Source organism: Halorubrum sp. FL23 (assembly GCF_052439115.2).
Lineage (GTDB): Archaea > Halobacteriota > Halobacteria > Halobacteriales > Haloferacaceae > Halorubrum > Halorubrum persicum.
Genome location: NZ_JBQVRO020000007.1, coordinates 138,678 through 163,831, shown reverse-complemented (window position 1 = coordinate 163,831; position 25,154 = coordinate 138,678). Strand labels below are relative to the sequence as shown.

Sequence of the window (25,154 nt, the reverse complement as noted above, 5' to 3'; positions counted from 1 at the left end):
TCCGGTCCCCCACCCGGATCGCCGCCGAACTGCCCCCGTCGGTTTTCGAGGTTTAGGCTGACCGAAACCTATAACCCCCCGCTCCCCTGACCCAACGGTAATGACCGCTGGGGACCGGATCGAACACGAGGTCGAGGAGTCGTCGGACGCACGGCCGCGGGTCGAGGCGAGTCGCTGCTCGCCGGAACGCACCGTGTTCACGGAGGAGGGGAACACGGACGCGTGGATCGCGACCGATCTGACCGTCGAACTGGAGCGGTAGCGACGCGACGCGAGCCGCGCGTTCTCGCCGGAGGCGCTCAGTCCAACCGCTTCTCTACCGCCCGCCACAGGCGACCGACGATCCCCGACTGGCTCGACCGCTCGGGCTCCGACAGCGCCCAATCCGCCTTCTCCGCCGCCTCGTCGATCGAGAGGTATTCGAAGCCGACGTGGGTGGCGACGCGCCGGTTCGCGTCGGACGCGCCGACGAACACCGCCCGCGGAGCGTCGGTCTCCTCGTAGACGTCTTCGAGCGTCCCCCACTTGTCCCAGTTGCGGAGCGCGTAGTCGTTCTCGACCCCCGTCTCGCGGACGAAGCGCTCGACCGCGTCCGCGTCGTTGGCGACGATCCCGACGTGGCGGCTCCACTCGCGCGCGTCAGCGAGCGTCGCCTCCGGCTCCGCGAGCCGCCGTGCGGCGCCCAGCGAGAGGACGAGCGTCACCTCGCCGGTGCGGTCGACCGGGTCCGGGTCGTCGACATCGATCCCCATCGTTCGGAGGCCCGTTCGTGCCCGAGCGGCTAAACGGTGGGGGCCGAGCGCGGCGCGGACGACCCCCGTGTGGTGAGACTTATGCGCCGCGGGGGTCTTCGGTCGACATCATGGAGTTCGAGGCCACCTTCGGAACCCGCGCGCCCGTGATCGGCATGGTACACCTCCCGCCCCTCCCGGGAGCGCCGAAGGCGCCGGACGACGGTGCGGCCGCGATGCGGGACGCGCTCGACCGCGCCGCCGCCGACGCCCGCGCGCTCGACCGGGGCGGCGTCGACGGGATCATGGTCGAGAACTTCGGGGACGCCCCGTTCTATCCGGACGACGCGCCGAAACACGTCGTCGCGGGCGTCACGCGGGCCGCGACGGCGATCGCGGCCGAGACCGACCTCCCGCTCGGGATCAACGTCCTCCGCAACGACGCGGACGCGGCCCTGTCGGTCGCCGCCGCGGTCGGCGCCGACTACGTCCGGGTGAACGTGCACACCGGCGCGCGCGTCACGGACCAGGGCGTCGTCGAGGGGAAGGCCCACGAGACGATCCGGCTCCGCGACCGGCTCGGCGTCGGCGTGGGCGTGTTCGCCGACACCGACGTGAAACACTCCGCGCCGCTCTCGGCCGAGGGGTTCTCCGCGGAGTCGTTCGCCGACACCGCCGAGCGGGGGCTCGCCGACGCCGTGATCGCCTCGGGGCGCGGGACCGGCGAGGCGATGGACCCCGAGGCGCTCGAGGCCGTCGTCGACGACCGCGACGCGCACGGGCTCGACACGCCGGTCCTCGTCGGCAGCGGCGTCCGCGCCGACACGATCGGCGACGTGCTCTCGGTCGCCGACGGCGCGATCGTCGGCACCGCGCTCAAGGAGGGCGGCGAGACGACCGCTCCGGTCGACGCCGAGCGGGTGGCGGAGGTCGTCGAACGGGCGGACGAGGTGCGGTGAGCCGGGGTCAGCGGCGGCGAGCCGGTCTCCCGTCAGTGCGTCGGCCGCCGGGCTCCGCTCAGCGTCCCCGCTCAGCGAGGAACGCTTCCACTTCGTCTCGGGTCGGGAGTCCGCGCTGGGCGAAGCGGGACGTGCAGTTGATCGCGGCGACCGCGGCCGCGAACCGGACCCCGTCGGCGACGCCGACACGCCCGCCGTCGGCGAACCACCGATCGATCAGCCCCGCGACGAACGCGTCGCCGGCGCCGGTCGCGTCGATCCGGTCGACGTGGAACGCGTCGTACTCACTGACGTTCCCGTCGGCGACGACGGTCATGCCGTCGGCGCCGTGGGTGAGGACCGCACGGGGCCAGCCGTCGCCCCCGAGCGATGACCGAGCGGGGTCACCCCGCGCGCGCTGTGCGGCCGCGATGCGGTCCACCGCGGCGTCCGGCCCGCCGAAGTAGGCCGCGGCCGCCACGTCGCCGGCGACGAACAGGTCGGCGGCGCGGAGGAGCCGGTAGATCGTCTCCGGCTCGGTCCCGCGGCCGACGAGCTCCTCGACCGGACCCGAGAGGTCGAAGGCGAGCGCGGGCGGGTCGGCGGCCGACTCGACCGCATCGAGCACCGCCCGCGAGACCGCGTCGGGCGTGTACCCGGTGAGAAAGACGGCCTCGGTCGCGGCGAGCGCCTCGCGGTCCGCCGCGTCCAGCCGGAGGCGCCGGAAGCTCTCACCCGCGGTGACGATGGCGCGCTCGCCCGCGGGATCGCTGAGTATCACCGACCGCGTCGAGGGGTCCTCTCCGACCGAGACGCGAGAGGCGTCGACGCCGGTGTCGGCGAGGTACTCGCGGGCCCGCCGGCCGTACTCGTCGTCGCCGACGCGGCTCACGAGCCCGACCTCGCGCCCGAGCCGGTCGAGCGCGACGCAGACGTTGGCGCCGACGCCGCCGAACGCGGTCGTCACCTCCCTCGCGAACGCGCCGCCGTCGGGCTCGGGGAAGTTGCTGACGGCGTACCACTCGTCGATCGCCGCGGCGCCGACCGCGAGAACCGGCGGCGGTCCGGTCATCGGTGCCGCGACCACCTTCGCTCGGCCGAGCTACGCGTCACCGTACACCGACTCGTGGAGCTCCATCGCGGCCGACTCGGCGATCGGTCCGTCGACGTCCGTCTCGCCGTCGGCCCGCCGGATCACCTCCGCGCAGGGGATCGACACCACGTCGCCGGTGAGCTCGTCGAGGGTCTCGCCGGCGACGCCGAAGACGACCCGGCCGATCCCGGCGTAGTGGATCCCGGCCGCGCACATCGGGCACGGCTCGGTGCTGGCGTACATCGTGCAGCGTGCGCGCTCGTCGGCGTCGAGCTCGCGGCCGGCCCACCGCGCGAGCGTCAGCTCCGGGTGGGCCGCCAGATCGTCCTCGGTCAGCGTCTCGTTGTGACCCTCGCCGACGATCTCACCGTCGAGGACGAGCAGCGCGCCGAACGGGGTGTTCCCCATCTCGACGGCCTCCTCGGCGAGCTCGATCGCGCGATCGACGTACTCGCGGTCGGTCGCGTCGACGTCGGCGTCCTGGTCGGCGTCGTCCGGCGCGGCCTCGCCCGTCGCGTCGTCTTCCGGGTCGCTCATACGTCCGTGTTCATCCACGGGTACCTAACCCTTGTCTGACGCGCCGGCGGCGGGTCGTCTGACGCGGCGGTCGCGTTTATATGTCTCCCGGCGTTACCCCAGCCGTGTCCCGCGTCACCGTCAGCATCGACCCCCACGTCCACTCGGACGACAGCTACGACGGCCACGAACCGGTGGAGCTCATCTTGGAACACGCCGCGGAGATCGGGCTCGACGCGGTGGTCATCACCGACCACGACGTGATCGGCGAGTCGAAGCGCGCGGCCGAGATCGCCGACGAGTTCGGGCTGATCGGTATCCCGGGCGTGGAGGTGTCGACCGCGCACGGCCACCTGCTCGCGATCGGCGTCGAGCGCATGCCGCCGCGCCGGCGCCCCTACGACGAGACGGTCGCGTGGATCCACGACCACGGCGGCGTCGCGATCGTTCCGCACCCCTTCCAGCGGTCGCGGCACGGCGTCCGCGAGCGGAACATCCCCGTACCGGGCGCGGAAGACGGGGAGGCGGGGGCGAACGGCGCGAGCGTCGACGCCGCCGGGGACGGGGGATCGCCGGTGGCCCCGCCGATCCCCGAGGTCGACGCGATCGAGGTGTTCAACGCGTGGCTGTTCACCGGCTATCGCAACCGCCGCGCGCGGCGGTTCGCCGCCAAGTACGGCTATCCGGGGGTCGCCGCGAGCGACGCGCACCACTTGGAGTACGTCGGGCGCGCGTTCACCGACGTCGAGGTCAAGGGGCGCGAATCGGTCGACGCCGTCACGGCGGACGACGTGCTCGACGCGATCCGGAACGGGACCACGCGGGTGGACGGTCGCCGCGCGCCGATCCGGATGGCGGCGAAACACTACGTCGGCGCGGCCGGCCGCAAGTCGGGGTACTACGCGCGGACCGGAGCGATCCGGAGCGCGACCGCCGCGCGCCGCGGCGTCGCCGAGGCCGTCTCGACCGCCCGGGTCGCCGTCTCGCAGGGCACCCACCGGGCCGCGCGCGTCCTCTCGTGGGTGACCTGACGGTCCCCGCCGGAGACGGGTTTTTGCCTGCGCGCGCGAAACGACCGGCCATGAGCCACGACAGACGCGAGGCCGGCTTCAAACGGCGGACCCGCGTCGCGGACGCGCTGGCGACGCTGCTCGACGCCGCAGAGCCCCACGGCCGGACCGAGTCGGCGCCGCTCGCCGACGCGGACGGGCGGGTCGTCGCCGAGCGGATCGACGCGCCGAGGCCGGTCCCGAACTACGACCGCGCGGCGATGGACGGGTACGCGGTCCGCGCCGAGGACACGTTCGGGGCATCGGGTCGGTCGCCGGCCGTCCTGCGCGCGGTCGGCACCGAAGCCGATTCGATCGCGCCGGGCGAGGCCGCGCGAGTGCACACCGGCAGCGCGGTCCCCGAGGGCGCCGACGCGGTCGTGATGATCGAGGAGGTGGAGGCGGTCGGCGACGAGGTCGAGACGTTCGACGCGGTCGCCGAGGGCGAGAACGTCGGCGAGGCGGGCGAGGACGTGGCGGACGGCCAGCGGCTCTTCGAGGCCGGGCATCCCCTCCGCCCCTCCGATCTCGGGCTCCTGCAGTCAGTCGGGCTCGACGCGGTCCCCGTCTACGAGCGCCCGACCGTCGCCGTGATCCCGACCGGCGAGGAGCTGGTCCAGTCCGACCCCGGTCCCGGCGAGGTGATCGAGACGAACGGGCTCACGGTCTCCCGGCTGGTCGAGCGGTGGGGCGGAACGGCCCGGTATCGCGACGTGGTCACCGACGACGAGGACGCGCTCGCGGCCGCGATCGAGGACGACCTCGACGCCGACGTGGTCGTCACCACCGGCGGGTCCTCGGTGGGCGAACGCGACCTGCTCCCGGAGGTCGTCGACGCCGTCGGCGAGGTGCTCGTCCACGGTGTCGCCCTGAAGCCGGGACACCCGGTGTGTCTCGGCGTCGCCGACGACACGCCGGTCGTCTCCCTCCCGGGGTACCCGGTCGCCTGCATCGTCAACGCCGCGCAGTTCCTCCGACCGCTGCAGAAGCACGTCGGCGGGACGACCGCCGCGCCGTTCCCGACCCGGCGCGCGAGGCTCGCCCGGAAGATCCCGAGCGAGCCGGGGACCCGGACGTTCGCCCGGGTGTCGCTCTCGGCGGACGCCGACGAGCCGGACGGCGACGGAACGGCGGGGCATCCCACCGCCACGCCGACCCGCGCCAGCGGCTCGGGGATCCTCTCGAGCGTCGCGCTCGCTGACGGGTGGGTCGTCGTCCCCGAGCCGCGAGAGGGGATCGACGCCGGCGAAGTCGTCGACGTGGAGCTGTGGGAGGCGAGCCCATGAGCGACCGCAAGGAGTTCCGCGACCTCGCGACGCCGGCGGCCGCCCGCGAGGCGATCGACTCGCTCGACCTCTCGCCGGAGCCGGAGGCGGTCCCGCTCGAGGACGCGCGCGGCCGGGTCCTCGCCGAGCGGATCGACGCCGCCATCGACGTGCCGGGGTTCGACCGCGCCTCGATGGACGGGTACGCGGTCCGGGCCCGCGACACCTTCGGCGCCGACGAGGCCGATCCGGCCGAACTCGACCTCGTCGGGGCGGTTCACGCGGGCGCGGCGCCGGACGTGACCGTCGACGCCGGGACCTGCGCCGAGATATCCACCGGGGCCGTGATGCCCGACGGCGCCGACGCCGTGGTGATGGTCGAGCGCACGGACGAAGTCGGCGCGGGAGGCGACACCGACCGAATCGCGGTTCGGACCGCCGTCGCCCCGGGCGACCACGTGATGAGCGCCGGCGCCGACATCGCCGCCGGCGCGCGCGCGCTCGGCCCCGGAACGCGCCTGACGCCCCGCGAGATCGGCCTGCTCTCGGCGCTCGGCGTCGACGAGGTGCCGGTCGTCGGGACGCCGCGGGTCGGGATCGTGTCGACCGGCGACGAGCTGGTCCGCCCCGGCGAGGCGCTCGACTCCTCGCGCGGCGAGATATACGACGTGAACTCGACGACGATCGCGGCCGGCGTCGAGGAGGCGGGCGGTGAGCCCGTCCTCTACCCGCACGCCGGCGACGACTACGACGAGATGGAGCGGCTGCTCCGGCGCGCGGCCGACGAGTGCGACCTCGTGCTCTCGTCCGGGTCGACCTCGGCGAGCGCGGTCGACGTGATCTACCGGGTGATCGAGGAGCGCGGCGACCTCCTGCTCCACGGCGTCGCGGTCAAGCCCGGGAAACCGATGCTGATCGGGCGGCTCGACCGGCGCGAGGACGTGGACGGCACCGGAGCCTCGGCGTACGTCGGCCTCCCCGGCTACCCCGTCTCCGCGCTCACGATCTTCCGGACGTTCGTCGCGCCGGCGATCCGCGAGGCGGCCGGTCGGCCGGAGCCCGCGACGGCGGCCGTGGACGGGGAGATGGCCGTCGCCGAGCGCTACGGCGAGGGACGCATGCGACTGATGCCGGTCGGACTGCTCGACCCGGACGACGGCGGTCTCCCCCTCGTGTATCCGGTCGATAAGGGGTCGGGCGCGACGACGAGCCTCGTCGAGGCCGACGGCGTCGTCGCGGTCGACCCGGACACCGAGTACCTCGACCGGGACGAGCGCGTCTCGGTGCAGCTGTTCTCGCCCGACGTTCGCCCGCCGACGCTGCTCGGAGTCGGCGAGGACGACCCGGCGCTCAATCGCCTGCTCGACCGGCTCGAGCGTCCCCGATACCTCCCGGTCGGTTCTCGGGAGGGCCACCGCCGACTCCGCGACGGCGTGCCCGACGTGGCGGTCGTCGCCGGCCCGACTGACAGGGACGTCGAGGCCGTCGACCTCGGCGGATGGAGCCGCGAGTGGGGGGTGGTCGTCCCCGAAGGCAACCCCGACGGCGTGACGGACCTCGCGGACCTCGTCGACGGCGACGTCCGCTTCGTGAACCGGTCGACCGACTCGGGGCTCCGCCGCAGCCTCGACGACGCGCTCGCCGACCTCGCGGCCGCCCGCGACGAGTCGCGCCGCGACCTCACCGACCGGATCGACGGCTACGATCTGACGGTCCGCGCGTTCGAGAGCCCGGCGAGGACGGTTCTCGCCGGCGATGCCGACGCCGGGCTCGGACTCCGCGAGACCGCGGAGCGGCTCGGCTGCGGGTTCGTCTCGCTCGGCGAACAGCCGGTCGTCGTCCGCGCCGCACTCGACCGCGTCGACCGCGCCGCGGTCGAGGAGCTCGCGGCTGCGCTGGAGGACCTCGGTGACGCCGAAAGCGGCCTCGGCGAGGGCGACGGGATCCTCGCCGACCTCCCGGGCTACTCGCGGAACAGCCGGAACGACCCCTGACCGACGACGACCTCGGCGGTGTTGCCGTTCGTCGCGCTGGTGACCGTCATGTCGCTGACGCCGATCGAGCCGCCCGACCTGACGACCGTCGCCTCTGCGCGGAGGTCGCCGGTCGCCGGCCGGAGGTAGTTCGCGCTGAGGTTCACCGTCGAGACGCCGCCGGAAAACGGGTCCTCGAAGGCGGTACGCTGGACGATGCCACCCGCAGTGTCGGCGAGCGTGGCGGCCACCCCGCCGTGGATGGTGCCGCCGTCGCTGTTCGTCAACTTGTCGTCGAACGGGATCGAGAGGACGACCCGCCCGCGCTCGACGACGTCGATAGACGTGTTCAGCCACGAGAGATAGCCGTGCTCCTCCTCGATCCGCCGCTTGATGAGTTCGACCGCCTCCGTCGGCAGCGGCTCCATCGCTTCGACCTCGCTCCGGTCCATACCCCACCGTCGGCGTCGCCCCGCTTGTAGCCCCCGGAACTCGCAACAACGGCTGGGAGGTTGGGAACGGACGGACCGCGGCAGGACCCCACCACCGACGCCTTATCGGCGATCCCGCGCCATCCGCCCCGTGACCTGATCCGTCGCCCCGCGGCGGCCGAGGCGGGAGCCCGGCACACCGCCGCGGCGGAGCGTTCGCGCCGGCTGTTCGCCACACGCCTCGGCAGCCGCCGGTTCCGCCGAGCTCACCCGACGCCGAGCCGGATCGGATCGTCGCTCGGAGAGAGCGCGAGCGAGACGGCTTCCCCGAGTTCGAACTGGCTGTCCGGGCAGACGACCTTCGCACCGAGCCCGTCACCCCTGGCCGCGAACAGCGACAACCCGACCACGCGGTCGCCGTTCGCGAGCAGGTCGACGGGGTCCCACGAGAGGCCGCGTCCGCTCGCGACGCCGACGCGGGTCCCCCACAGCGACACCGCCGTCCCGTCCGCGAGCGCGTCGAACGCGCCGCCACCCGCGTAGTGCGCCAACCCGCCATCGACGGGGACCCCGCCGTCGCTCGCGAGCGCCGCGAACCGCCGGTCGGGAGCCGGATGGACCGGCGCGTCGAGGACGACGTGCGTCGGTCCCCGTTCGACGACCGTGCCGGTCCCGTCCCATCGGACCGCCTCGACCGGCACGTCGACGTCGACCGGGAGCGACCCGCTCGCTCGGAGCGCGTTCGCCCCTGGCGGTCTGAACCCGAGGTGGACGTGATCGTCGACCCACCGCCCGAAGAAGCCGGAGCGCGTCAGCGGACCGAGCGCGTCGCCGACGGCGATGCGGTCGCCGGGCGACACCGCCGGGACCACGTGGAGGATCCGCGCGAGCGTTCCGGGCGCCGCGCCCGCCCGTCGGCACCAGTCGTCGTCGAGCTCGACGACGATCAGGTGATCCTCGTCGGCTGCGTACGATCGGTCCGGACAGCCGACGGTCCGCGTCTCGCGGACGACGCCGGCGACCGGTGACGTTCCCGTCCCGTCGCCCGGATAGAGATCGATCGCACAGCCGTCGTCGTGCGCGGGATACGGGGAGTTGAACCGCGAGAACCGCCGGTAGCGGTCGAGAACCGACGGCGGGAGCGTAACGACCATCGGATCGGATCGACGGGCTCGACGGGCAAGTGGGCGTCGGAGCCGCCCGTCGCGACCGATCCCCGAGACGACCGTCAGCACGCCGGATCAGTCGTCCGCGGGCTCGATCCCCGAGATCACGAAACGGGCGCCGCCCGACGCCGATTCCTCGACGGAGAGCTCCCAGCCGTGCGCGTCGGCGATGTCGCCGACGATGGCGAGCCCGAGCCCGGTGCCGCCGGCGAGAGAGACGCCGCGTTCGGTCACCGTCGAGCGCTGGTCCGGCGGCACGCCGGGACCGTCGTCGGCGACCGCGAGCGCGACGCCGTCCTCCCGCTGCTCGATATCGACCCGCACCGCCACGTCGTCGCCGGCGTGTTCGATCGCGTTGCGGAACAGGTTCGAGAGGAGCTGTTCGAGCCGGTCGCCGTCGGCGAGTACGGGCACGTCCGCCCCGTTAACCGACAGCGTCGCCGCCGCGGTTTCGAGCCGGGACCAGACCCGTCTGGCGGTCCCGTCGAGCGAGACGCGATCGACGGCGTCGACCGACTTCCCGGCGGTCGCCAGCGACAGCAGCCCCTCGATCAGGTCGTCCATCCGCTCGTGGGCGTTCGCGGCGCGGTCGAGCGCGTCCGCGTTGCTCCCGGTGTCGCTGCGGGCGAGCTCCACCGCCGCAGTCGCCGCGGCGAGCGGGTTCCGGAGGTCGTGGGAGACGACGCCCGCGAAATCTTCCAGCCGTTCGTTCTGCCGCTCTAACTCGGACTCACGGCGCTCCAGTTCGGTCTGGCGGCGCTCCCGCTCGGTCACGTCGCGGAGGAGGAACACGTGTCCGCGGTCGGTGCCGCGGGGGTCCGTGATCGGGTCCTCTTGGATGTCGAACTGGCGCTCGCCGATCGATATCGGGTGTTCCACGCCGACCTCGAGGCGCGGGAACACGTCCGACAGCGACGATCCGACCGCGTCCGGCGGCAGGAGCTCCTCCGCCGCCGGGTTGAGGTCCCGGATCCGGCCGTCGGAGCCGGCGACGATCACGGGGTCTTGCATCACCTCCACGGCGGTGTCGCGGGCGACGACGGCGGCGTCGAGCGTCCCGAGCCAGAAGACGGTCCCGTACAGGAACACGCCGTGGACCACGAGCCCCGCCGGGAACCACGCGAGGTTGGCGTAGCTCCCCAGGTCGACGACCGTGACGATCCCGCCAAGGAACGGGAACAGCGTTCCGAGCAGGATCACGAACGTCTGAAGCCGGTAGCGGTTCCCCGTCCGCCGGTACAGATCGACGACGACGAACGTGCCGGCGAGACACAGCCCGTAGGCGTACAGCAGGAACGCCGCGTCCGCGATCCCGAGTTCGAAGGAGAGCAGCGTGAACGGGCCGTCGGCGACGGCAGTCAGCGAGCGGCGCGAGAGGCCGTGCGTCCCGCTCGACCAGGCGGTCAACACCCAGACGAACGCCGGCGCCGCGAGCGCGACCGTCCGGTTCTCCGTGCGCCACCGGTCGTGGCCCGTGAACGCCAGCACGAACGCCATCCAGACGCCGGGGACCGCAGCGACGAGCGGCGTCGACAGGTTGAGCGCCACGATCATGGCCAGTTCGCTCGCGGCGGCGACTCTGACGGCGTACAGCAGCGATATTCCGCCGCCACAGAGCAGGTAGAGCGCGACTTCGGTGCCGCCGGGCTCCTCGCGGTCGGTCCACGCGACGTATCCGAGTCCCAGCCCGATGATCCCGGCGAGCAGGCAGGCTGCGAGATACGCCTGCACCGGCAGCGCGCCGAGATCGCTCATCGTTACCAGATACAGTCAGAGAGCCGGCAAAACATTTGTGTCACGGGCTCGCAGCCGCTCCCGTTCGCGGACGACGCGCGTCTGTCGCGCGTCGTAACCGGCTTGTTCGGTCGCCCCTTCCCTGTCCCCATGCGCGTGCTCAGAGGTCGCGACCCACGCCCTAGAGCGGACCGAGAGCACACCGCGACGCTGCTTGCGCGCGCGGGGGACGGGACTCCCGGACTCCGGGTGTGGACGCCCCCCAGACAGGTCGCGTTCGGCCGCCGCGACGCCAGAGAGTCGGGGTTCGACCGGGCGGAGCGGCTCGCCGCCGAGCGGGGGTTCGCGCCGATCGAGCGCGACGTGGGGGGACGCGCCGTCGTGTATCCGGGCGACACGCTCGCGTTCGCGCACGCGTTCCCGCTCGGTGACGGTCGCGGGGACGACCGAACTCTCGGGTCGATCCCGGCCCGGTACGAGCGCGCGACCGAGACGGTCCTCGAAGCGTTACGAGGTCTCGGTGCGGACGTGTCGCGAGGTGAGCCGCCGGAATCGTTCTGTCCGGGCGACCACTCGGTTCGCGCCGCAGGCGGCGGGAAGATCGCGGGGATCGCCCAGCGAGTCCGCGGCGACGCGGCGCTCGTGGCCGGCTGTCTGGTCGTCACGAGGGGCGACGCCGACCGTATCGCCGACACCACGGCGCCGGTGTACGACGCGCTCGGTGTTCCGTTCGATCCCGACACGGTCGGAAGCGTCGCGGCGGCGGGCGGTCCGGAGCGTCCGAAGGCCGTCGCCAGAGCGTTGGAAGGCGCGTTCGTCGACGGAGCGTGGGGCGACGGCGACCCGGCGATCCGGTGGATCGCCGGCGACGACTGACCGGCGATCGGCGGTCGCGACGCGGTTCGCGGGGCGGTTTCCGGCGGATCGAAGGGGATCGGAGACGGACGCTGCCGGATCGCGGTTTCGACGTGCTTTTTATTCGCGGGGGTCTCGGTTCGCCCATGGCCGAATTCAAAGTCGTCATCGCCGACCCCGACACCGGCGAGACGTTCCAGCGAGAGGTCGACGGACAGGACGCCAACCGGTTCCTCGGTCGCGAGATCGGCGACGAGATCGGCGGCGACGCCGTCGGGCTCTCCGAGCACACGATCGAGATCACCGGCGGCTCCGACGAGACCGGTCGCCCGATGCGCGAGGACGTCTCCGGCACCCGCCTGAAGGAACTGCTCCTCGAGGGTGGCGTGGGCTTCGAGCCGTCCCGCGAGGGCGAGCGCAAGCGCGTCACCGTCCGCGGCCGCGAGGTCGACGACGACGTGGCGCAGATCAACGTCTCGGTCGTCGACGGCGACGATGTCGCCGCCGCGCTCGGCGAGGGCGACGCGGACGCCGACGAGGAGTAACCCCCTTTTCGATGCCCCGCGTCCCCTCCGACGACGAGGGCGTCGCCTCGATCCGCGTCTCGCTCGCCCGGAGCGGCGGCACTCGCCGACCCTGCGTCCGGCTCCCGAACGACGACGAGCTCGACGGGCGCGTCGAGTCCGGCGACTGCGAGTCGCTGGCGCTCTCCGCGGGCGACATCGTTCGCGTCGCCATCGACCGCGAGGAGTACTACGCGCCCGTCCGAAGCGACGGCGAGGGGCGGCTCCTCCGGGGCGCGTTCGACAACCGACGGCTCGCGCGCGAGCCCGGCGAGGGGGCGAACCGCCTCGCCGAGTGGCTCGACGACAACGACCGCGATCCGGGCGACGTGATCGTCCTCGACGTCGTCGTTGCCGGCGAGCAGTACGGGCTCCGGATTCCGGGCGAGCGGACGGTGTACGAGGCGACGCGCGGTCCTCGCTCGTCGCTGTCCGACATCGCTCGCAACCTCGACGGCTGAGTGTCGGCCGTCGGTTCGATCGGTCGGCGTCAGCGGCGACGCGGCGGTCGAATCGCTTATTCTCGCGCGGACCCGATATCGGAGTATGCAAGAGGTCGACGCGGATCTGACGGCGCTCGACCGCGGGATCATCAACGCCTTCCAGGGCGGGTTCCCGGTGATCGAGCGCCCCTTCGAACCGGCCGCGGCCGCGCTCCGCGAGCACGGGGTCGACGTGACTGGCCCGGAGCTGTGCGAGCGCGTGCGCGAACTCGACGAGGAGGGGATCCTCTCCCGGTTCGGGGCGCTCGTCAACGCCGAGGAGATCGGCGGGGCGGCGTCGCTCGTGGCGATGCACGCGCCCGAGGACCGGTACGACGAGATCGCGGAGACGGTCAACGGGTTCTCCGCGGTGGCGCACAACTACGAGCGCGAGCACCCGCACCTTAACATGTGGTTCGTGGTGAGCGTCGCCGACCACCCGGACCCCGACAAGGACGGCGCCGACCGGGTCGACGAGGTGCTCGCGGAGATCGAGGCCGCGACCGGCCAGGAGACGTACAACCTCCCGAAGGTCCGCGAATTCCACGTCGGCGCGAAGTTCCTCGTCGACGGGCCGGTCCCCGAGGGCGAGGTTGATCACTCCGATCTCGGGCCCGCCGTCTCGCCGAGCGACCGGTCGACGCTCACGCCCGACGAGCGAGACCTCGTCGTCGAGATACAGGGCGGGCTCCCGATCACGGAGACGCCGTACGCCGACGTGGCGGCCGCGATCGGCGCCGACACCGACTGGGTGATCGAGACGATCAAACGGTTCAACGCGGAGGGGAAGGTGCGCCGCGTCGGCGTCATCCCGAACCACTACGCGCTCGGATACACGGAGAACGGGATGACCGTCTGGGACGTGCCCGAGGACGCGCTCGACGAGGTCGGGCCGGCGGTCGCCGGGCTCGACTTCGTCACCCACTGCTACCAGCGCCCCCGCCACGAGGGCGTCTGGGAGTACAACTTCTTCGCGATGACCCACGGGCGGACGGAGGCCGAGAGCGAGCGCCGGATCGCGGAGGTGAAAGAGCTGATGGACGAGTACTGGGAGGTCGACGAGAGCGACTGGGACACGCTGTTCTCGACCCGGATTCTGAAGAAGACGGGGATCCGCATCGCCGACCGCGCCGACAGCAACACCGCGTGATCCCGCTGTATCACGACTTCGCCGACGAGACGGTTCTGGTGTTCGGCGGCGGCGCCGTCGGCTCGCGGAAGGCGTCTCGCTTCGCCGACGAGGCGCGGGTCGTCGTCGTGAGCCCCGCGTTCGACGGTCGGCTGGTCGAACTCGCCGAGGCGGACGCGGAGTCGGTGGAGCTCGTCCGCGCGGCGCCGACCGCCGACGCCGTCCGCGGCTGGGTCGACCGCGTCGGGCCGGCGCTCGTCGTCGCCGCCACGGACGCCGCCGCCGTCAACGCGGCGGCCGAGGCGGCGGCGCTCGAGGCGGGCGCGCTCGTCAACCGAACCGACGTGTCGGCCGCGGACCGCTCGGGCGGGCGGGGAGCGCGAAGCGTCGTCGTCCCGGCGACGGTCAAGGACGACCCGGTCAGGGTGGCGCTCTCGACCGGGGGAGCGAGCCCCGCGCTCGCGAAGGCGCTCCGCGAGCGGATCGAGGCGGAGATCGACGGCGCCGGCGCGATGGCGGAGCTGTCGGGAACGCTCCGAGCGGAGCTCAAAGACCGGGGTGTCGACCCCGCGAAACGCCGGGAAGCGATCCGCCGCGTCGTGCGATCCGAGGGGGTTTGGAAGGGTTTACAAAAGGGGGATTCCTACGGTCAGGAAGAGGCGTATTCCGTGATCGAGGAGGTACTCACCAGATGAAGGAGACGGGCGCTATCACCGGCGTGAGCGTCGCCCACTCCCGCGCGACGGTCGACGAGATCGAGGCCGCGGGCGGCGACGGCGTCCGCGCCACCGTCTCGGACCTGCTCGCGCGCGACGGCGTCGAAGAAGCGTTCGCGCTCCAGACGTGCAATCGCTCGGAGGCGTACGTCGTCACCGACCGGACCGTCGACGGCTCGGTCGCGCTGGAGTCGTTCGCGCCCGAGGTCCGCGGCGGCGCGGTCCGCCGGCTCGATCACGAGGAGAGCTTGGAGCATCTGATGCGGGTCGCCTCCGGGCTCGAATCGTTGGTGCTCGGCGAGGACCAGATCATCGGACAGCTCCGCGAGGCGTACGAGGAGTCGAAGTCCGCCGGCGGCATCGGCCCCGTGCTGAAAGACGGCGTGACGAAGGCGCTCCACGTCGGCGAGCGCGCGCGCAACGAGACGTCGATCAACGAGGGCGTCGTCTCGCTCGGCTCGGCCGCGGTGCGGCTGGCCGCCGACGAGATCGACCTCACCGACGGCTCCGCGGTCGTGGTCGGCGCCGGCGAGATGGGAACGCTCGCGGCCCGGACCCTCGACGACACCCCGGTCTCGGAGATCGTCGTGGCCAACCGGACGGTGCCGAACGCCGCGTTCGTCGCCGAGGAGGTCGACACTCCCGCGGAGGCCGTGCCGCTCGCCGACCTCCCGGCCGTGATCCCGGACGCCGATATCGTGATCGCGGCGACCGGCAGCCCGGACCCGGTGATCCGGTCGCAACACGTGGCGGGCGCGGACCGGCTCGTCTGCATCGACATCGCGCAGCCGCGGGACGTGGACCCGTCGCTCGCCGACCGCGAGGGAGTGACGCTGTACGACATCGACGCGTTGGAAGACGTGACGCGCAAGACCCGCGAGAGCCGCGAGGAGGAGGCCCGGGAGGTCGAGGCGATCATCGACGAGGAGCTCGACCGCATCCTGGAGGCGTACAAGCGCAAGCGCGCCGACGACGCCATCTCGGCGATGTACGCCAGCGCCGACCGCGTGAAGGCAAGAGAGGTCGACCGCGCCGTCTCGAAGCTCGAGGCGCAGGGCGACCTGACCGACGAGCAGCGCGAGACCGTCGCGGACCTCGCGGACGCGTTGGTCGGCCAGCTGCTCGCCGCCCCGACCCGGTCGCTGCGCGACGCGGCCGGCGAGGACGACTGGGAGACGATCCGGACCGCGCTCCAGCTGTTCGACCCCGAGTTCGACGCGCTGCCGGAGGGGCCGGGCGGGAGCGAGTCCGGACACGACGCGGCGCCCGGCGACATGGAGTCCGCGCCCGACTCCGTCACCGAGGAGCTCGACGACTGATCCGCCTCACGGCCCGCTTTTAACGCAGCACTGACCGGCGACGGTCGGCTCAGTCGCCGGCGACCGCGAACCGCGAGGCGTCGCTGTCGGCGGTCCGCGCGGTGACGAGCGAGACGCCGACCGTGAGGAGCGCCGACAGCACCATCAGCCCGAGCGCCACGTCCCAGCCGCCGGCGACGGTGCGGGGCAGCGTCGGCACGGCGCCGACGACCGCGGACAGCACGACCGCGAGGTACGCGATCTGCGGCACGAGCACGCCGGCGATCATCCCGGTCCGCGTCGTCCGGTCCCAGTAGAGCGCGCAGAGCACGGGGAGCGCGAGCAGCGCGAACCCGGAGAACGCGGTGTCGCCGACCTCGATCAGCGTCCCGGGGCGGAAGAGGCTCGCGACGAACGCGAGCAGGGCGAAGACGGCGACGCCGATCCGAGCGACCCACGCCTCACGGCGCTCGGAGGCGTCGTCGTTGATCAGGGGGCGGTACACGTCTCGGGTGAAGTACGACGACCCCGAGAGCAGCATCGAGTCCGAGGAGGACATCATCGCGGCCATCGCGCCCGCGACCACGAGCGCCGCGAACCACGCCGGCGTGTACTCGTTCAACACCACGGGGAGCACGTTGGCGCCCTCGGGCACGTCGACCGGCATCCCGACCGCCCACGCGCCGAGCATGAACGCGGGGAGGAAGAGGAGGAGGACGAGCACCGGCCACAGCACGAACGAGCGCTTCAGCGTCTCGCCGGAGTTCGCGACGAAGAAGCGCTGGTTGATCTGCGGGAACATCGTCACGCCGAACGCGATGGTGATCGCGGTGGAGATGATGAAGCCGGGCGTGTAGATCCCGCCGCCGAAGCTCCCGAAGTCGGGCCGGGCGTCGAGCATGGCGCCGGTGGCGGCGCCGACGCCGCCGACCGCCGAGACCACCCACACGGCGGCGATCCAGACCACTGAGAGCATGAACAGTCCCTGTACCGTGTCGGTCCACGCGACCCCGCGCATCCCGGCGAGGACGACGTAGAGGATCATGAAGGCGGTGACCAGCGCCGCGCCGCCCCAGTAGGGGACGACGCCGTCGGTGAGCCCCACCAGCGCCTCGCCCGCGCCCATCTGCTGGAGCATGACGTACGGGAACAGCCAGAGGAGGCTCACCCCGGCGACGAGCGCGCGCAGGCCCACGGAGCCGAACCGGTCACCCAGCATCTCCCCGAGCGTGACGTACCCGTTCCGGTCGCCGATCAGCCACTGCTTGTAGCCGATAACGTACCACAACACCGCGAACAGCACGCCGTCGAGCGTCCCCATGACGATCAGCCACTCCGGGCCGGCGGCGAACGCGAGGTTCGGGCCGCCGAAGAAGGTGAACGCCGAGAGCAAGGTGGCGAACGTGGTGAACAGCAGTACGACCGTCCCGATCGAACGGCTCGCGAGGTAGTAGTCCTCGGCGGTGGTCTCGGAGACGCGGTACGCGACGAGGCCGACCGCGAGCGCGAACAGGAGGTACCCGACGACGATACCGAGCGACAGGCCGAGCGTCATCGCCGATCACCCCCGAGCGCCGAACCGGCGCCCGACTCCGGGCGACGGCCCATCCCGCGTTCCCACGCGCCGCTCCGAACGAACAGCGAGAACAGGACGGTACACAGCCCGAGCCACGCGACGTGCCACCAGATCCACACCGGCAGCCCGGCGACGGTTAGGTCGACTCCCCACAGCGGCCACGGCACCGCGAAGGCGACGAGGACCGCGAACGTCGGTATCCACGCGATATCTCTCCGTGATCGGCTCATGTGGAGCAATGTTAGAACTTTGTGACTAAATAGTGTTGGTATCGTTCGGTATTGACCATCGAAGAGAAATTTTCTTCGAACGCTGCCGACGCAGGCGCGTGCGATAACTATTTTCGCCGACGGACACAACGACGCACGGGCGGCCGGCTCCGCCCGATCATCACCATTCACCCATCATGAAAGACACCGAAAAATACCTCATTCACGCCACCATCGCGGCCGACGGCGTCGTCGAGCGGAGCGACGTCGTCGGCGCGGTGTTCGGCCAGACCGAGGGCCTCCTCGGCGACGAGTTGGACCTGCGGGACCTCCAGGAGTCCTCGCGGGTCGGTCGGATCGACGTCGCCGTCGAGTCCGAGAACGGCCAGTCGTTCGGCGAGGTCACGGTCGCGTCGAGCCTCGACAAGGTCGAGACCGCGATCCTCGCCGCCGCGCTAGAGACGATCGACCGCATCGGCCCCTGTCACGCCTCGGTGGAGGTGACGAGCATCGAGGACGTGCGGGCGGCGAAGCGCCGCGAGGTCGTCGAGCGCGCCAAGGAGCTCGTCGCCGGCGGCTTCGAGGAGACGAGCCTCAGGAGCGACGACATCCTAGAGGAGGTCCGCGAGGCCGCCCGCGTCGAGGGGATCGTCGACTACGAGGGACTCCCCGCCGGCCCCCGCGTCGGCGACTCCGACGCCGTCATCGTCGTCGAGGGGCGCGCTGACGTGCTCACGCTGCTGGAGTGCGGGATTAAGAACGCGGTCGCCGTCGAGGGGACGAACGTTCCCGACGCGGTCGCGGAGCTCACCGCCGACCGCACCGTCACGGCGTTCCTCGACGGCGACCGCGGCGGCGAGCTGATCCTCCGCGAGCTCGCGCAGGTGGGCGACGTGGACTACGTCGCGTTCGCGCCGCCGGGCGAGTCGGTCGAGGACCTCGACCGCAACGCGGTCTTCGAGGCGCTCCGCGGGAAGGTGCCGTACAGCAGCCTCGCGGACGAGCCGAACCTCCGCGAGGCGGCCGCGGACGAGCCGGGGGAGGCGTCCCCCGAGGGAGACCGCCCTCCCGAAGACGGAGAGACCGATCTCACCGACAGGGCGTCGGGTCCCGCCGACGGAGCGGCGCGAACGACCGAGAGCGACGCGGAAACCGCGGCCGGAGCCGACCAGGCGAACGGCGGCAGCGACTCCGGCGCCGCCGCCGACGGGGCCCGCGGTGCGAACGCGGGCGGACTCGTGGAGGCGGTCGAGGACGCGCCGGGGCCCGCGGCGATCGACGCCGAGAAAGCCGAAGAGGAAGACGGGGCCGACAGCGACGACGCGCTCGACGACGGCGAGCGCGGCGGCGATACAGCAGACGGCGCCGCCCCGGATGACGCGGGCGACACAGAGGACACGGACGACGCGGACGAAACGGATACGCCGTCCGACGACGAGGCGAGCGCCGATACCGGCGGGTCGAGCGGCGAGGAACGCGGACCGGCGGACGACACCCCGATCGACGACGAGCCGCGCTCGATCGAGGAACACGTACAGGAGATCGTCGACGCCGGCAGCGACCGCGCCCGGCTGCTCGGCGACGACCGCGGGGTCCTCACCGAGGTCCAGGCGGCCGACGCCTTCGACGCGGTGGAGAGCGCCGAGACGGCCCCGCACACGGTCGTCGTCGACGGCCCGATCGACCAGCGGCTGCTCGACGTCGCCGCCCAGCGCGGAGTCAGCCAGCTGCTCGGCCGCGAGGTCGGGGAGTTCGTGAAGCGACCCGTGGGGACGCGAGTGCTCACGGTCGGCGACCTGCGCGCCGGGAGCTGACGGGGGCGCTCGGACCGCGGTCGCCGGCCGCCTCAGACCAACCCGACGGCGCCCAGCACCGCGAACAGCGCGTCGCCGTACGTCAGCGAGACGAGCAGCCCGATCGCCATCGGAACGACGAACGGCATTCCCGGCGACACGAGCACGCGGTCCTTCCGGGCGACGACCGCCAGCCCGCCGCGGAGCGTCTCGGCGTCGGTGCCGTACGCGCCGTGGTCGATCTCGTCGAGGAAGCGCTCGGCGGCCCACGGGTCGTCGGACCGGTCCGCGGAGCGGTCGGCGCCGCTCTCACCGTCGGCACCGGTCGCCGTCCCCCCGTCCGTCCGCGGGCCGACGTGCGTCCCGCCGTCGGTCGGGTCGCGCGTCTCGGCGACGCTGTCGGGGTCGCGGAGGCGGGCCGCGTCCTCGCGCAACTCCGCGAGCGTCACCCCCCGCCAACGGAGGTACATCCGAAGTGCGTCCAGATCGAGGCCGTTCCGGGTCGTTCCCGCGTCGCTCTCGAACAGGCGCCCGTGGCGGTCCGGCAGCGAGTCGGTCGCCACCGGTCGCGCGAGGAACATCGTCGCCGAGCGCTCCCCGCGGACGAGGTTAACCGCGGCGAGCCCGATCGGGTACGCGAGCGCGAGCAGGACCGTGTTCGTGAGCACCGTCAGCGAGAACACGCCGATCTGGGTGTCGACGAGCGGGAGCTTCGCCCCGGCGACGACGTACTCCGGGAACGTCGGGAACAGCACCGCGATCGCGATCAGCGCCTTCGCGTCGGCGCCGCCGAACGCGCCGAGGTACCAGAACGCGTAGCCCAGCGGGGCGACGAACAGCAGGCTGATCGCGGCCTGAACGAGGAACAGCCGCCCGTCGAGCCCCGCGAAGGGCCACAGCCGGGCCGCCTCCCAGACCAACAGGAGCGCCCCGAACGCGTACAGCGGCGGCCACAGCCGGTTCGGAAGCCGTCTGGTCCGAACGTCCCGCAGGGCCGCCCACGCGAAGACGGGGACGACGAACAGGCGGAGCGCGTCCGGCAGCGTCGCGAACATGTCATCACCGGCGGCGCGGCCACAATTAGGCGTTCGGATTCGTATCTCGCGATCGATAGCGCGAGCCGAACCGCCGGCGCTTTGTGGGGCCGTCTCCGACCGGCGGGCGATGCGACGCCGCGTCGGAACCAGTCTGTACGCCGGGCTCCTCTTCACCGTCCTCGGCGCGATCGCGTGGGGGACCGGCCAGCCGTTCGTCTTCCCGAGCCTCGGGCCGTCGGCGTTCCTGATCGCCTTCGACAGGCGGAGCGAGCGCGATCGGGCCGCCCGGATCGTCGGGAGCCACCTCATCGGCGGCGTGACCGGGTTCGCGGCGTGGTGGCTGATCGCGTCGGGCGCCAGCCTCACCGCGACCCCGCCGGCGTTCTCCCCGGGGGGGTTCCGGCTCGCGGCGAGCGCGACCGTCTCGCTCGTGGCCACGAGCTGGGCGATGATCGCCACCGACGCGGTCCACGCGCCAGCCTGCGCGACGACGCTCATCGTGTCGCTCGGGCTGCTCCCGGCCCCGATCGAGGTTGCGACCATCGTCGCGAGCGTGACCGTCCTCGTGAGCGTTCACGCCGGCGTCATCGCGGTGTTCAGGCGGGTCGCGGGCGAGGCACACCCGCTCTACCGGGCCGAAAATCGGTGACCGCCGCGCGGTCGCCGACCGGTCGATCGGTCTCCCGTTCAGTCCGCGGGTCGCTCCGCGCGCCTGTCGAACACCGACAGCACCGGCTCGGGGTCAGCCAATCCGGGGAGCCGGTACTCGTCGTCTCGGAGTTCGATAACGACGGTCTCGGTTCCGAGCCGCCGGTCGAGTCGCCCCCGCGTCACCCGGAGGGCGGTCTCGTCCCACGGCTCGACGCGCCACAGCGTCGCGCCGAAGAGGCGGTCGTGAGCGACGAGGGCGTCCGCCCCAGCGCGGTACGAGACGAGCCCGTACCGGAGTTCGTGGTCGAGCGTCGCGACCCCCAGCGGGAGCCCGACGGCGGCCGCGGCGAGGGTGCCGACGGTCGCCCAGTTCCCCCCGATCGCGAACAGGAGGCCGACAAGCGCGAACGCCCCGGCGACGTACCACAGCCCCGGGTGAGCGAGGGGCGTCGTCAGCGCCCCGGCGAGGCGAGCGCGCCCGGACTGACGGACCGTACGGACCGGCTCCGCGAGCGAGCCGTCGACCGGCTCCGGCGATGGCGGGTCGGACGAGAACCCCAGATCGAGCGCCGAGGCGTCGTCGAACGCGGCCAGTCGGTCGCTGTACAGCCCCGCGAGGTCGAACGCGGCCTTCACCGCGACGACCCCGAGCAGGAGCGGGAGCCCGACCGCGTCCGGGTCGAGCGCGGCGATCGGCGTGTCGCCCTCCAGCGTCGCCGCGCCCACGATCGTAACGGTGAACAGCCCGCCGAGGAAGACCGCTGCACCGTGGGCGAACACGCCCCGTATCGCCGTCTGGGCGCTGTGGTCCCGGTACTCGCCGCGCCCGAAGTAGTCGACGAGCGTCGTCGCCCCCTCGCCGACGAAGACGGCGACGATCGCGAGCGCCACGGTGTCGAGCGCGCCCGGCGCCAGCCCGCCGTCGGCGACGACGCCGACCGTGAGCGCGCCGACGAACAGCCAGACGACGGCGAGGACCGGGACGATGACGGGGAGCACGAGCAGCGAGGAGAGCCGGATCTCGAGGCCGGTTCGAGGGATCGAAAGCGAGACCCGTCGCTGCGCGAGCGGCCCGACGAGCAGCGCGTCGCGCTCGATCTCGGAGGGGCGCCCGGCGAACAGCGCGCGGACGACGGCCCAGAGGGAGGCGATCCCGAGCTCGAACCAGTAGAGCGCCATCAGCGCCGCCGCGTTCCAGCCGAGCGCGACGACGCCGACGAGCGGGAGCGCGTTGGAGAGGACGAACCCGATCGCCCGCGGGCGACGGTCCTCAGCGCGGGCTTCCGGGCGCGGTGCGTGGTCGGTGGAGGGCATTCGTTCGAGCGATTCAGTCCCGAGGGGATAAGCGGTCGGTGCGAGTCACTGCGCCGGCCCCGCGTCGCGGTGGAGGTAGAGGTACGCGAGAACCGGGACGATCGTGAACACGAGCGTCGCGAGCGCCCAGACGACCGCGTAACGGCTCCCGCGCGCCCTCGCGTCGCGGTAGATCCACGCCGCGGCGGCGACGACGACGCCGTAGATCACGAGGGTGAGGGGGAGCGACCAGGGAAGGGCGACGCCGAAGAGGCTCACGGCTCACCGGTGAGGTCCGCGCTCATCACGAAGTCCGGTTCGGCCGCCACCGGGACACGGTTCGCGCCCGTGTCGCTCACGTGTTCGACCGTCTCGGGGATCAGCACCCGAACGGCGTCGGCGTCGACCGCGGCGGCGTCGGCCGCGATCGCCTCGTACAGCGCGCCGGCCGCGTCGACGTCGCGCCACGCGGCGGCGCCGTAGATCGCGGTCCGCGTCGGTTCTCCGGCTTCCTCGCGTTCCGTCAGGCGCGTCCGGACCGCGAACCCGGCGAGCGCGTCCGCGCCGGCGACCGCGAGGAGCCGGTCCTCGTCGGCCGCGGTCCGGAGGCGGTCGCGGGTGAGCGCCGAGCACGCCCACGACTCGTCGGGGTCGAGCGCGAGCCCGCGCAGGTGGTCGCGGGCGTCGCTGTCGTGCCAGAACGCCCACGCCGCGTTCGGGTCGGGGTCGTCGAGGGAGGGGTCGACCGCATCCGACTCCGGCTCCGGCTCGGCGAATCGGAACTCTGTCGCCGGCTCGAAGCCGACCGCCCGCGACTGCCCGAGCCCCATGACGTTCCACGAGAACACCATGTTGCGGCACACCCGCGCGCCGCGGTCGCGGGCCCAGTCGAGCACGGCCGCCGAGAGGGCGGTCCCGACGCCGAACCCGCGGGCGGCGGGGTCGACGCGGATCCCCTGTCCCCACGCCTCCCACTCCGAGAGCAGGGCCCCCCGGATACAGCCGACGACCGCCTCTCGATCGCCCGCCGCGGCCGCGCCCGTCCCGTCGCCCTCGACGAGGGTGTCGCCCGGCTCGCGTCCGTCGGTGGTGCCGATCGCGTCGCTCTCGGCGACCGCGTCCGGCGGCAGCGTCGCGACGAAGGTGCCGGCCTCGGGATCGTCGGCCGCGGCCCACTCCGGGAAGACGCGCGGGATGTAGTCCTCGTGGCGCTCGCCCCACGTGTCCCGCGCGAACGCGGTCACCGCGTCGGCGTCGGCGGGGCGGGCCTCGCGGATGACGGGGGCCGGCTCGGCGCCGCTGGACTCCCGGTCGCTCATCGCCAGGGCTGCGACTCCTCGGTGAGCTCGCCGGCGATGTCGCGGCCCATCGCCTCGGCGGGGTCGGACAGGTTCGCGAGCGCCCACATCAGCTTCACCTTCGCGGTGCCGGGGAGCGTGTCGCCCGCCTCGACGACGCCGGCGTCGAGCAGGTCGCGGCCGGTGTCGTACACCCGGTCGCAGACGCGTCCGGCGAGACACTGGCTCGTCATCGCGACGACGGTGCCGCCCTCGACCAGTTCCTCGATCCGCGGGATGAGGTCGGTGTGGACGTGGCCGAGCCCAGTCCCCTCGATCACGACGCCGTCCTTGTCGTCGAGGTAGTCCCACGCGGCCGGGTCCATGCCCGGCGTGAACTTCACCAGTTCCACGTCGCCGCTGAGGGCCGGGTCGAGGGCGACGGCGGCGCCGCCGTCGTCCGCGTCCCCCCGCGGGAGCGGCTCGCGGTGCCACGCGATGGCGGCGTCCGCGGCGTCGCCGTCGGCGCCCGCCTCGGCCGCGGCCTCGTAGTCGATGCGGCCGAGGGGTTCGGCGCCGACCGTCTCGAAGGCGTCCCGGCGGGAGGTGTGGTTCTTGCGGACGCGGGTCCCGCGGTGGAGCGCGCAGGCGTCGTCGGAGGGGCTCGCGTGCATGCAGACGAGCGTCTCGGCGTGGTCGGCCTTCGCGGCCTCGACCGCGCACACCGCGTTCATCACGTTGTCGGAGGAGGGTCGGTCCGCCGAGCGCTGGCTCCCGGTGAACACGATCGGCACCGGCGAGTCGAGCATGAAGGAGAGCGCGGACGCGGAGTACTGCATCGTGTCGGTGCCGTGCATCACGACGACGCCGTCGGCGCCCGCCTCGACCTCCTCGCGGACGGCCTCGGCGAGCTCCCGCCAGATCGGCGGCTCCATGTTCTCGGAGAGGATGTTGGCGACGACGCGCCCGCGGTAGTTGGCTCGGCCCGCCAGGTCGGGGACCGCCCGGAGCACGTCCTCGGCGTCGAACTGGGCGGTGACCGCGCCGGTCCGGTAGTCGACGGTGGAGGCGATCGTCCCGCCGGTCGAGATGAGCGACACCGTCGGGAGGTCCCCCTCGAAGGTGATCTCGGAGGCCTCGCCGCCGCCCGCGTCGGCGCCCTCGTCGACGTCGCGGGCGCCGGATTCGAGCACCTCCACGTCCGCCTCGTCGCGGTCGATACCGACGTTGTACCCCCCGTCGAGCTTGACGACGAGGTGGTCGCGAGTCGTCGAGGGGAGCAGTACCCCCTCGTTCGTGACGTCCCCGCGGTCGACGCGGACGCGATCTCCCGGTTGCATACCACCGGATTCCCCTCCGGCGGACTTGAATCCAACCGT

At 72.7% G+C, this 25,154-nt stretch carries 26 protein-coding genes; 13 read left to right on the top strand and 13 right to left on the bottom strand.

The window, feature by feature from the left end; genetic code table 11:
• Positions 1 to 100: 100 nt before the first annotated feature.
• Positions 101 to 262 carry a hypothetical protein gene (locus ACT4MF_RS10875; protein WP_180271852.1) on the top strand — a complete coding sequence of 54 codons (162 nt, stop codon included), beginning with the start codon at positions 101 to 103 and terminating at the stop codon, positions 260 to 262.
• Between the two features lie 37 nt (positions 263 to 299).
• On the opposite strand, the gene ACT4MF_RS10870 is transcribed toward ACT4MF_RS10875, so the two are convergent.
• On the bottom strand, positions 300 to 752 hold the full coding sequence (locus ACT4MF_RS10870; RefSeq protein WP_099256607.1) for a DUF7124 domain-containing protein: 453 nt from the start codon (positions 750 to 752) through the stop codon (positions 300 to 302).
• 110 nt (positions 753 to 862) lie between these two features.
• Between ACT4MF_RS10870 and ACT4MF_RS10865 the strand changes: the two genes are divergently transcribed.
• Complete coding sequence (locus tag ACT4MF_RS10865; protein WP_444682628.1) at positions 863 to 1,690, top strand: BtpA/SgcQ family protein; 828 nt, start codon at positions 863 to 865, stop codon at positions 1,688 to 1,690.
• Positions 1,691 to 1,748: 58 nt separating this feature from the next.
• On the opposite strand, the gene ACT4MF_RS10860 is transcribed toward ACT4MF_RS10865, so the two are convergent.
• Positions 1,749 to 2,741, bottom strand: coding sequence for a carbohydrate kinase family protein (locus tag ACT4MF_RS10860; RefSeq protein WP_444682627.1), 993 nt, complete (start codon positions 2,739 to 2,741; stop codon positions 1,749 to 1,751).
• Positions 2,742 to 2,771: 30 nt separating this feature from the next.
• Entirely contained in the window at positions 2,772 to 3,299 is a 528-nt protein-coding gene (locus ACT4MF_RS10855; RefSeq protein WP_099256604.1) for a nucleoside deaminase, read from the bottom strand.
• A 104-nt stretch (positions 3,300 to 3,403) separates the two neighbouring features.
• Here ACT4MF_RS10855 and ACT4MF_RS10850 point away from each other — a divergent pair, with 104 nt between their 5' ends.
• The 3 genes from ACT4MF_RS10850 to ACT4MF_RS10840 are packed head-to-tail and all read left to right on the top strand — an operon-like array spanning position 3,404 to position 7,586.
• Positions 3,404 to 4,309 (top strand): CehA/McbA family metallohydrolase, encoded by a 906-nt coding sequence (locus ACT4MF_RS10850; protein WP_099256603.1) that lies wholly within the window; start codon positions 3,404 to 3,406, stop codon positions 4,307 to 4,309.
• A gap of 50 nt (positions 4,310 to 4,359) precedes the next feature.
• A complete protein-coding gene (locus ACT4MF_RS10845) occupies positions 4,360 to 5,613 on the top strand; it encodes a molybdopterin molybdotransferase MoeA (protein WP_444682626.1) in 1,254 nt (417 codons plus the stop codon).
• A complete protein-coding gene (locus ACT4MF_RS10840) occupies positions 5,610 to 7,586 on the top strand; it encodes a molybdopterin biosynthesis protein (protein WP_444682625.1) in 1,977 nt (658 codons plus the stop codon). Before ACT4MF_RS10845 ends, ACT4MF_RS10840 begins: the two co-directional genes overlap by 4 nt.
• Here the strand turns inward: ACT4MF_RS10840 and ACT4MF_RS10835 are convergent.
• The 3 genes from ACT4MF_RS10835 to ACT4MF_RS10825 form a co-directional block, all read right to left on the bottom strand.
• Entirely contained in the window at positions 7,556 to 8,017 is a 462-nt protein-coding gene (locus ACT4MF_RS10835) for a PaaI family thioesterase (protein WP_444682624.1), read from the bottom strand. The genes ACT4MF_RS10840 and ACT4MF_RS10835 overlap by 31 nt on opposite strands.
• A gap of 245 nt (positions 8,018 to 8,262) precedes the next feature.
• Positions 8,263 to 9,150 (bottom strand): DUF8155 domain-containing protein, encoded by an 888-nt coding sequence (locus ACT4MF_RS10830; RefSeq protein ID WP_444682623.1) that lies wholly within the window; start codon positions 9,148 to 9,150, stop codon positions 8,263 to 8,265.
• A gap of 87 nt (positions 9,151 to 9,237) precedes the next feature.
• Positions 9,238 to 10,917: a sensor histidine kinase gene (locus ACT4MF_RS10825; RefSeq protein ID WP_444682622.1), complete on the bottom strand. Its 1,680-nt coding sequence runs from the start codon at positions 10,915 to 10,917 to the stop codon at positions 9,238 to 9,240.
• Between the two features lie 129 nt (positions 10,918 to 11,046).
• Between ACT4MF_RS10825 and ACT4MF_RS10820 the strand changes: the two genes are divergently transcribed.
• From ACT4MF_RS10820 to hemA, 6 genes are all read left to right on the top strand, one after another.
• Positions 11,047 to 11,772 carry a lipoate--protein ligase family protein gene (locus ACT4MF_RS10820; RefSeq protein ID WP_444682621.1) on the top strand — a complete coding sequence of 242 codons (726 nt, stop codon included), beginning with the start codon at positions 11,047 to 11,049 and terminating at the stop codon, positions 11,770 to 11,772.
• A 125-nt stretch (positions 11,773 to 11,897) separates the two neighbouring features.
• Positions 11,898 to 12,296, top strand: coding sequence for a 30S ribosomal protein S6e (locus ACT4MF_RS10815; RefSeq protein WP_099256596.1), 399 nt, complete (start codon positions 11,898 to 11,900; stop codon positions 12,294 to 12,296).
• An 11-nt stretch (positions 12,297 to 12,307) separates the two neighbouring features.
• On the top strand, positions 12,308 to 12,775 hold the full coding sequence (locus tag ACT4MF_RS10810; protein WP_444682620.1) for a DUF7112 family protein: 468 nt from the start codon (positions 12,308 to 12,310) through the stop codon (positions 12,773 to 12,775).
• An 85-nt stretch (positions 12,776 to 12,860) separates the two neighbouring features.
• Positions 12,861 to 13,946: a siroheme decarboxylase subunit beta gene (ahbB, locus tag ACT4MF_RS10805; protein ID WP_444682619.1), complete on the top strand. Its 1,086-nt coding sequence runs from the start codon at positions 12,861 to 12,863 to the stop codon at positions 13,944 to 13,946.
• Positions 13,943 to 14,620, top strand: coding sequence for a precorrin-2 dehydrogenase/sirohydrochlorin ferrochelatase family protein (locus ACT4MF_RS10800; protein WP_444682618.1), 678 nt, complete (start codon positions 13,943 to 13,945; stop codon positions 14,618 to 14,620). The genes ahbB and ACT4MF_RS10800 overlap by 4 nt, the downstream gene beginning before the upstream one ends.
• Positions 14,617 to 15,960 (top strand): glutamyl-tRNA reductase, encoded by a 1,344-nt coding sequence (hemA, locus tag ACT4MF_RS10795; protein ID WP_444682617.1) that lies wholly within the window; start codon positions 14,617 to 14,619, stop codon positions 15,958 to 15,960. Before ACT4MF_RS10800 ends, hemA begins: the two co-directional genes overlap by 4 nt.
• A 49-nt stretch (positions 15,961 to 16,009) precedes the next feature.
• Here the strand turns inward: hemA and ACT4MF_RS10790 are convergent, their stop codons facing one another.
• Both ACT4MF_RS10790 and ACT4MF_RS10785 read right to left on the bottom strand, forming a co-directional pair.
• The gene (locus ACT4MF_RS10790; protein ID WP_444682616.1) at positions 16,010 to 17,494 is read right to left on the bottom strand and encodes a sodium:solute symporter family protein; all 1,485 of its coding nucleotides are present in this window, start codon (positions 17,492 to 17,494) and stop codon (positions 16,010 to 16,012) included.
• Positions 17,491 to 17,745 carry a DUF3311 domain-containing protein gene (locus ACT4MF_RS10785; protein WP_099256590.1) on the bottom strand — a complete coding sequence of 85 codons (255 nt, stop codon included), beginning with the start codon at positions 17,743 to 17,745 and terminating at the stop codon, positions 17,491 to 17,493. Before ACT4MF_RS10785 ends, ACT4MF_RS10790 begins: the two co-directional genes overlap by 4 nt.
• 176 nt (positions 17,746 to 17,921) lie before the next feature.
• Here ACT4MF_RS10785 and dnaG point away from each other — a divergent pair, with 176 nt between their 5' ends.
• Positions 17,922 to 19,538, top strand: coding sequence for a DNA primase DnaG (gene dnaG / locus ACT4MF_RS10780; RefSeq protein WP_444682615.1), 1,617 nt, complete (start codon positions 17,922 to 17,924; stop codon positions 19,536 to 19,538).
• 32 nt (positions 19,539 to 19,570) lie between these two features.
• Here the strand turns inward: dnaG and ACT4MF_RS10775 are convergent, their stop codons facing one another.
• The gene (locus ACT4MF_RS10775) at positions 19,571 to 20,572 is read right to left on the bottom strand and encodes an A24 family peptidase (RefSeq protein WP_099256588.1); all 1,002 of its coding nucleotides are present in this window, start codon (positions 20,570 to 20,572) and stop codon (positions 19,571 to 19,573) included.
• 109 nt (positions 20,573 to 20,681) lie between these two features.
• Between ACT4MF_RS10775 and ACT4MF_RS10770 the strand changes: the two genes are divergently transcribed.
• Positions 20,682 to 21,203 carry an HPP family protein gene (locus tag ACT4MF_RS10770; RefSeq protein ID WP_444682614.1) on the top strand — a complete coding sequence of 174 codons (522 nt, stop codon included), beginning with the start codon at positions 20,682 to 20,684 and terminating at the stop codon, positions 21,201 to 21,203.
• Between the two features lie 38 nt (positions 21,204 to 21,241).
• Here the strand turns inward: ACT4MF_RS10770 and ACT4MF_RS10765 are convergent, their stop codons facing one another.
• From ACT4MF_RS10765 to gatD, 4 genes are read right to left on the bottom strand one after another with little or no spacing between them, the layout of a single operon-like run.
• A complete protein-coding gene (locus ACT4MF_RS10765; RefSeq protein WP_444682613.1) occupies positions 21,242 to 22,519 on the bottom strand; it encodes a DUF6498-containing protein in 1,278 nt (425 codons plus the stop codon).
• 45 nt (positions 22,520 to 22,564) lie between these two features.
• Positions 22,565 to 22,777, bottom strand: coding sequence for a hypothetical protein (locus tag ACT4MF_RS10760; protein WP_444682612.1), 213 nt, complete (start codon positions 22,775 to 22,777; stop codon positions 22,565 to 22,567).
• Positions 22,774 to 23,817: a GNAT family N-acetyltransferase gene (locus tag ACT4MF_RS10755; RefSeq protein WP_444682611.1), complete on the bottom strand. Its 1,044-nt coding sequence runs from the start codon at positions 23,815 to 23,817 to the stop codon at positions 22,774 to 22,776. Before ACT4MF_RS10755 ends, ACT4MF_RS10760 begins: the two co-directional genes overlap by 4 nt.
• The gene (gatD, locus tag ACT4MF_RS10750) at positions 23,814 to 25,115 is read right to left on the bottom strand and encodes a Glu-tRNA(Gln) amidotransferase subunit GatD (RefSeq protein WP_444682610.1); all 1,302 of its coding nucleotides are present in this window, start codon (positions 25,113 to 25,115) and stop codon (positions 23,814 to 23,816) included. Before gatD ends, ACT4MF_RS10755 begins: the two co-directional genes overlap by 4 nt.
• Positions 25,116 to 25,154: the final 39 nt, after the last annotated feature.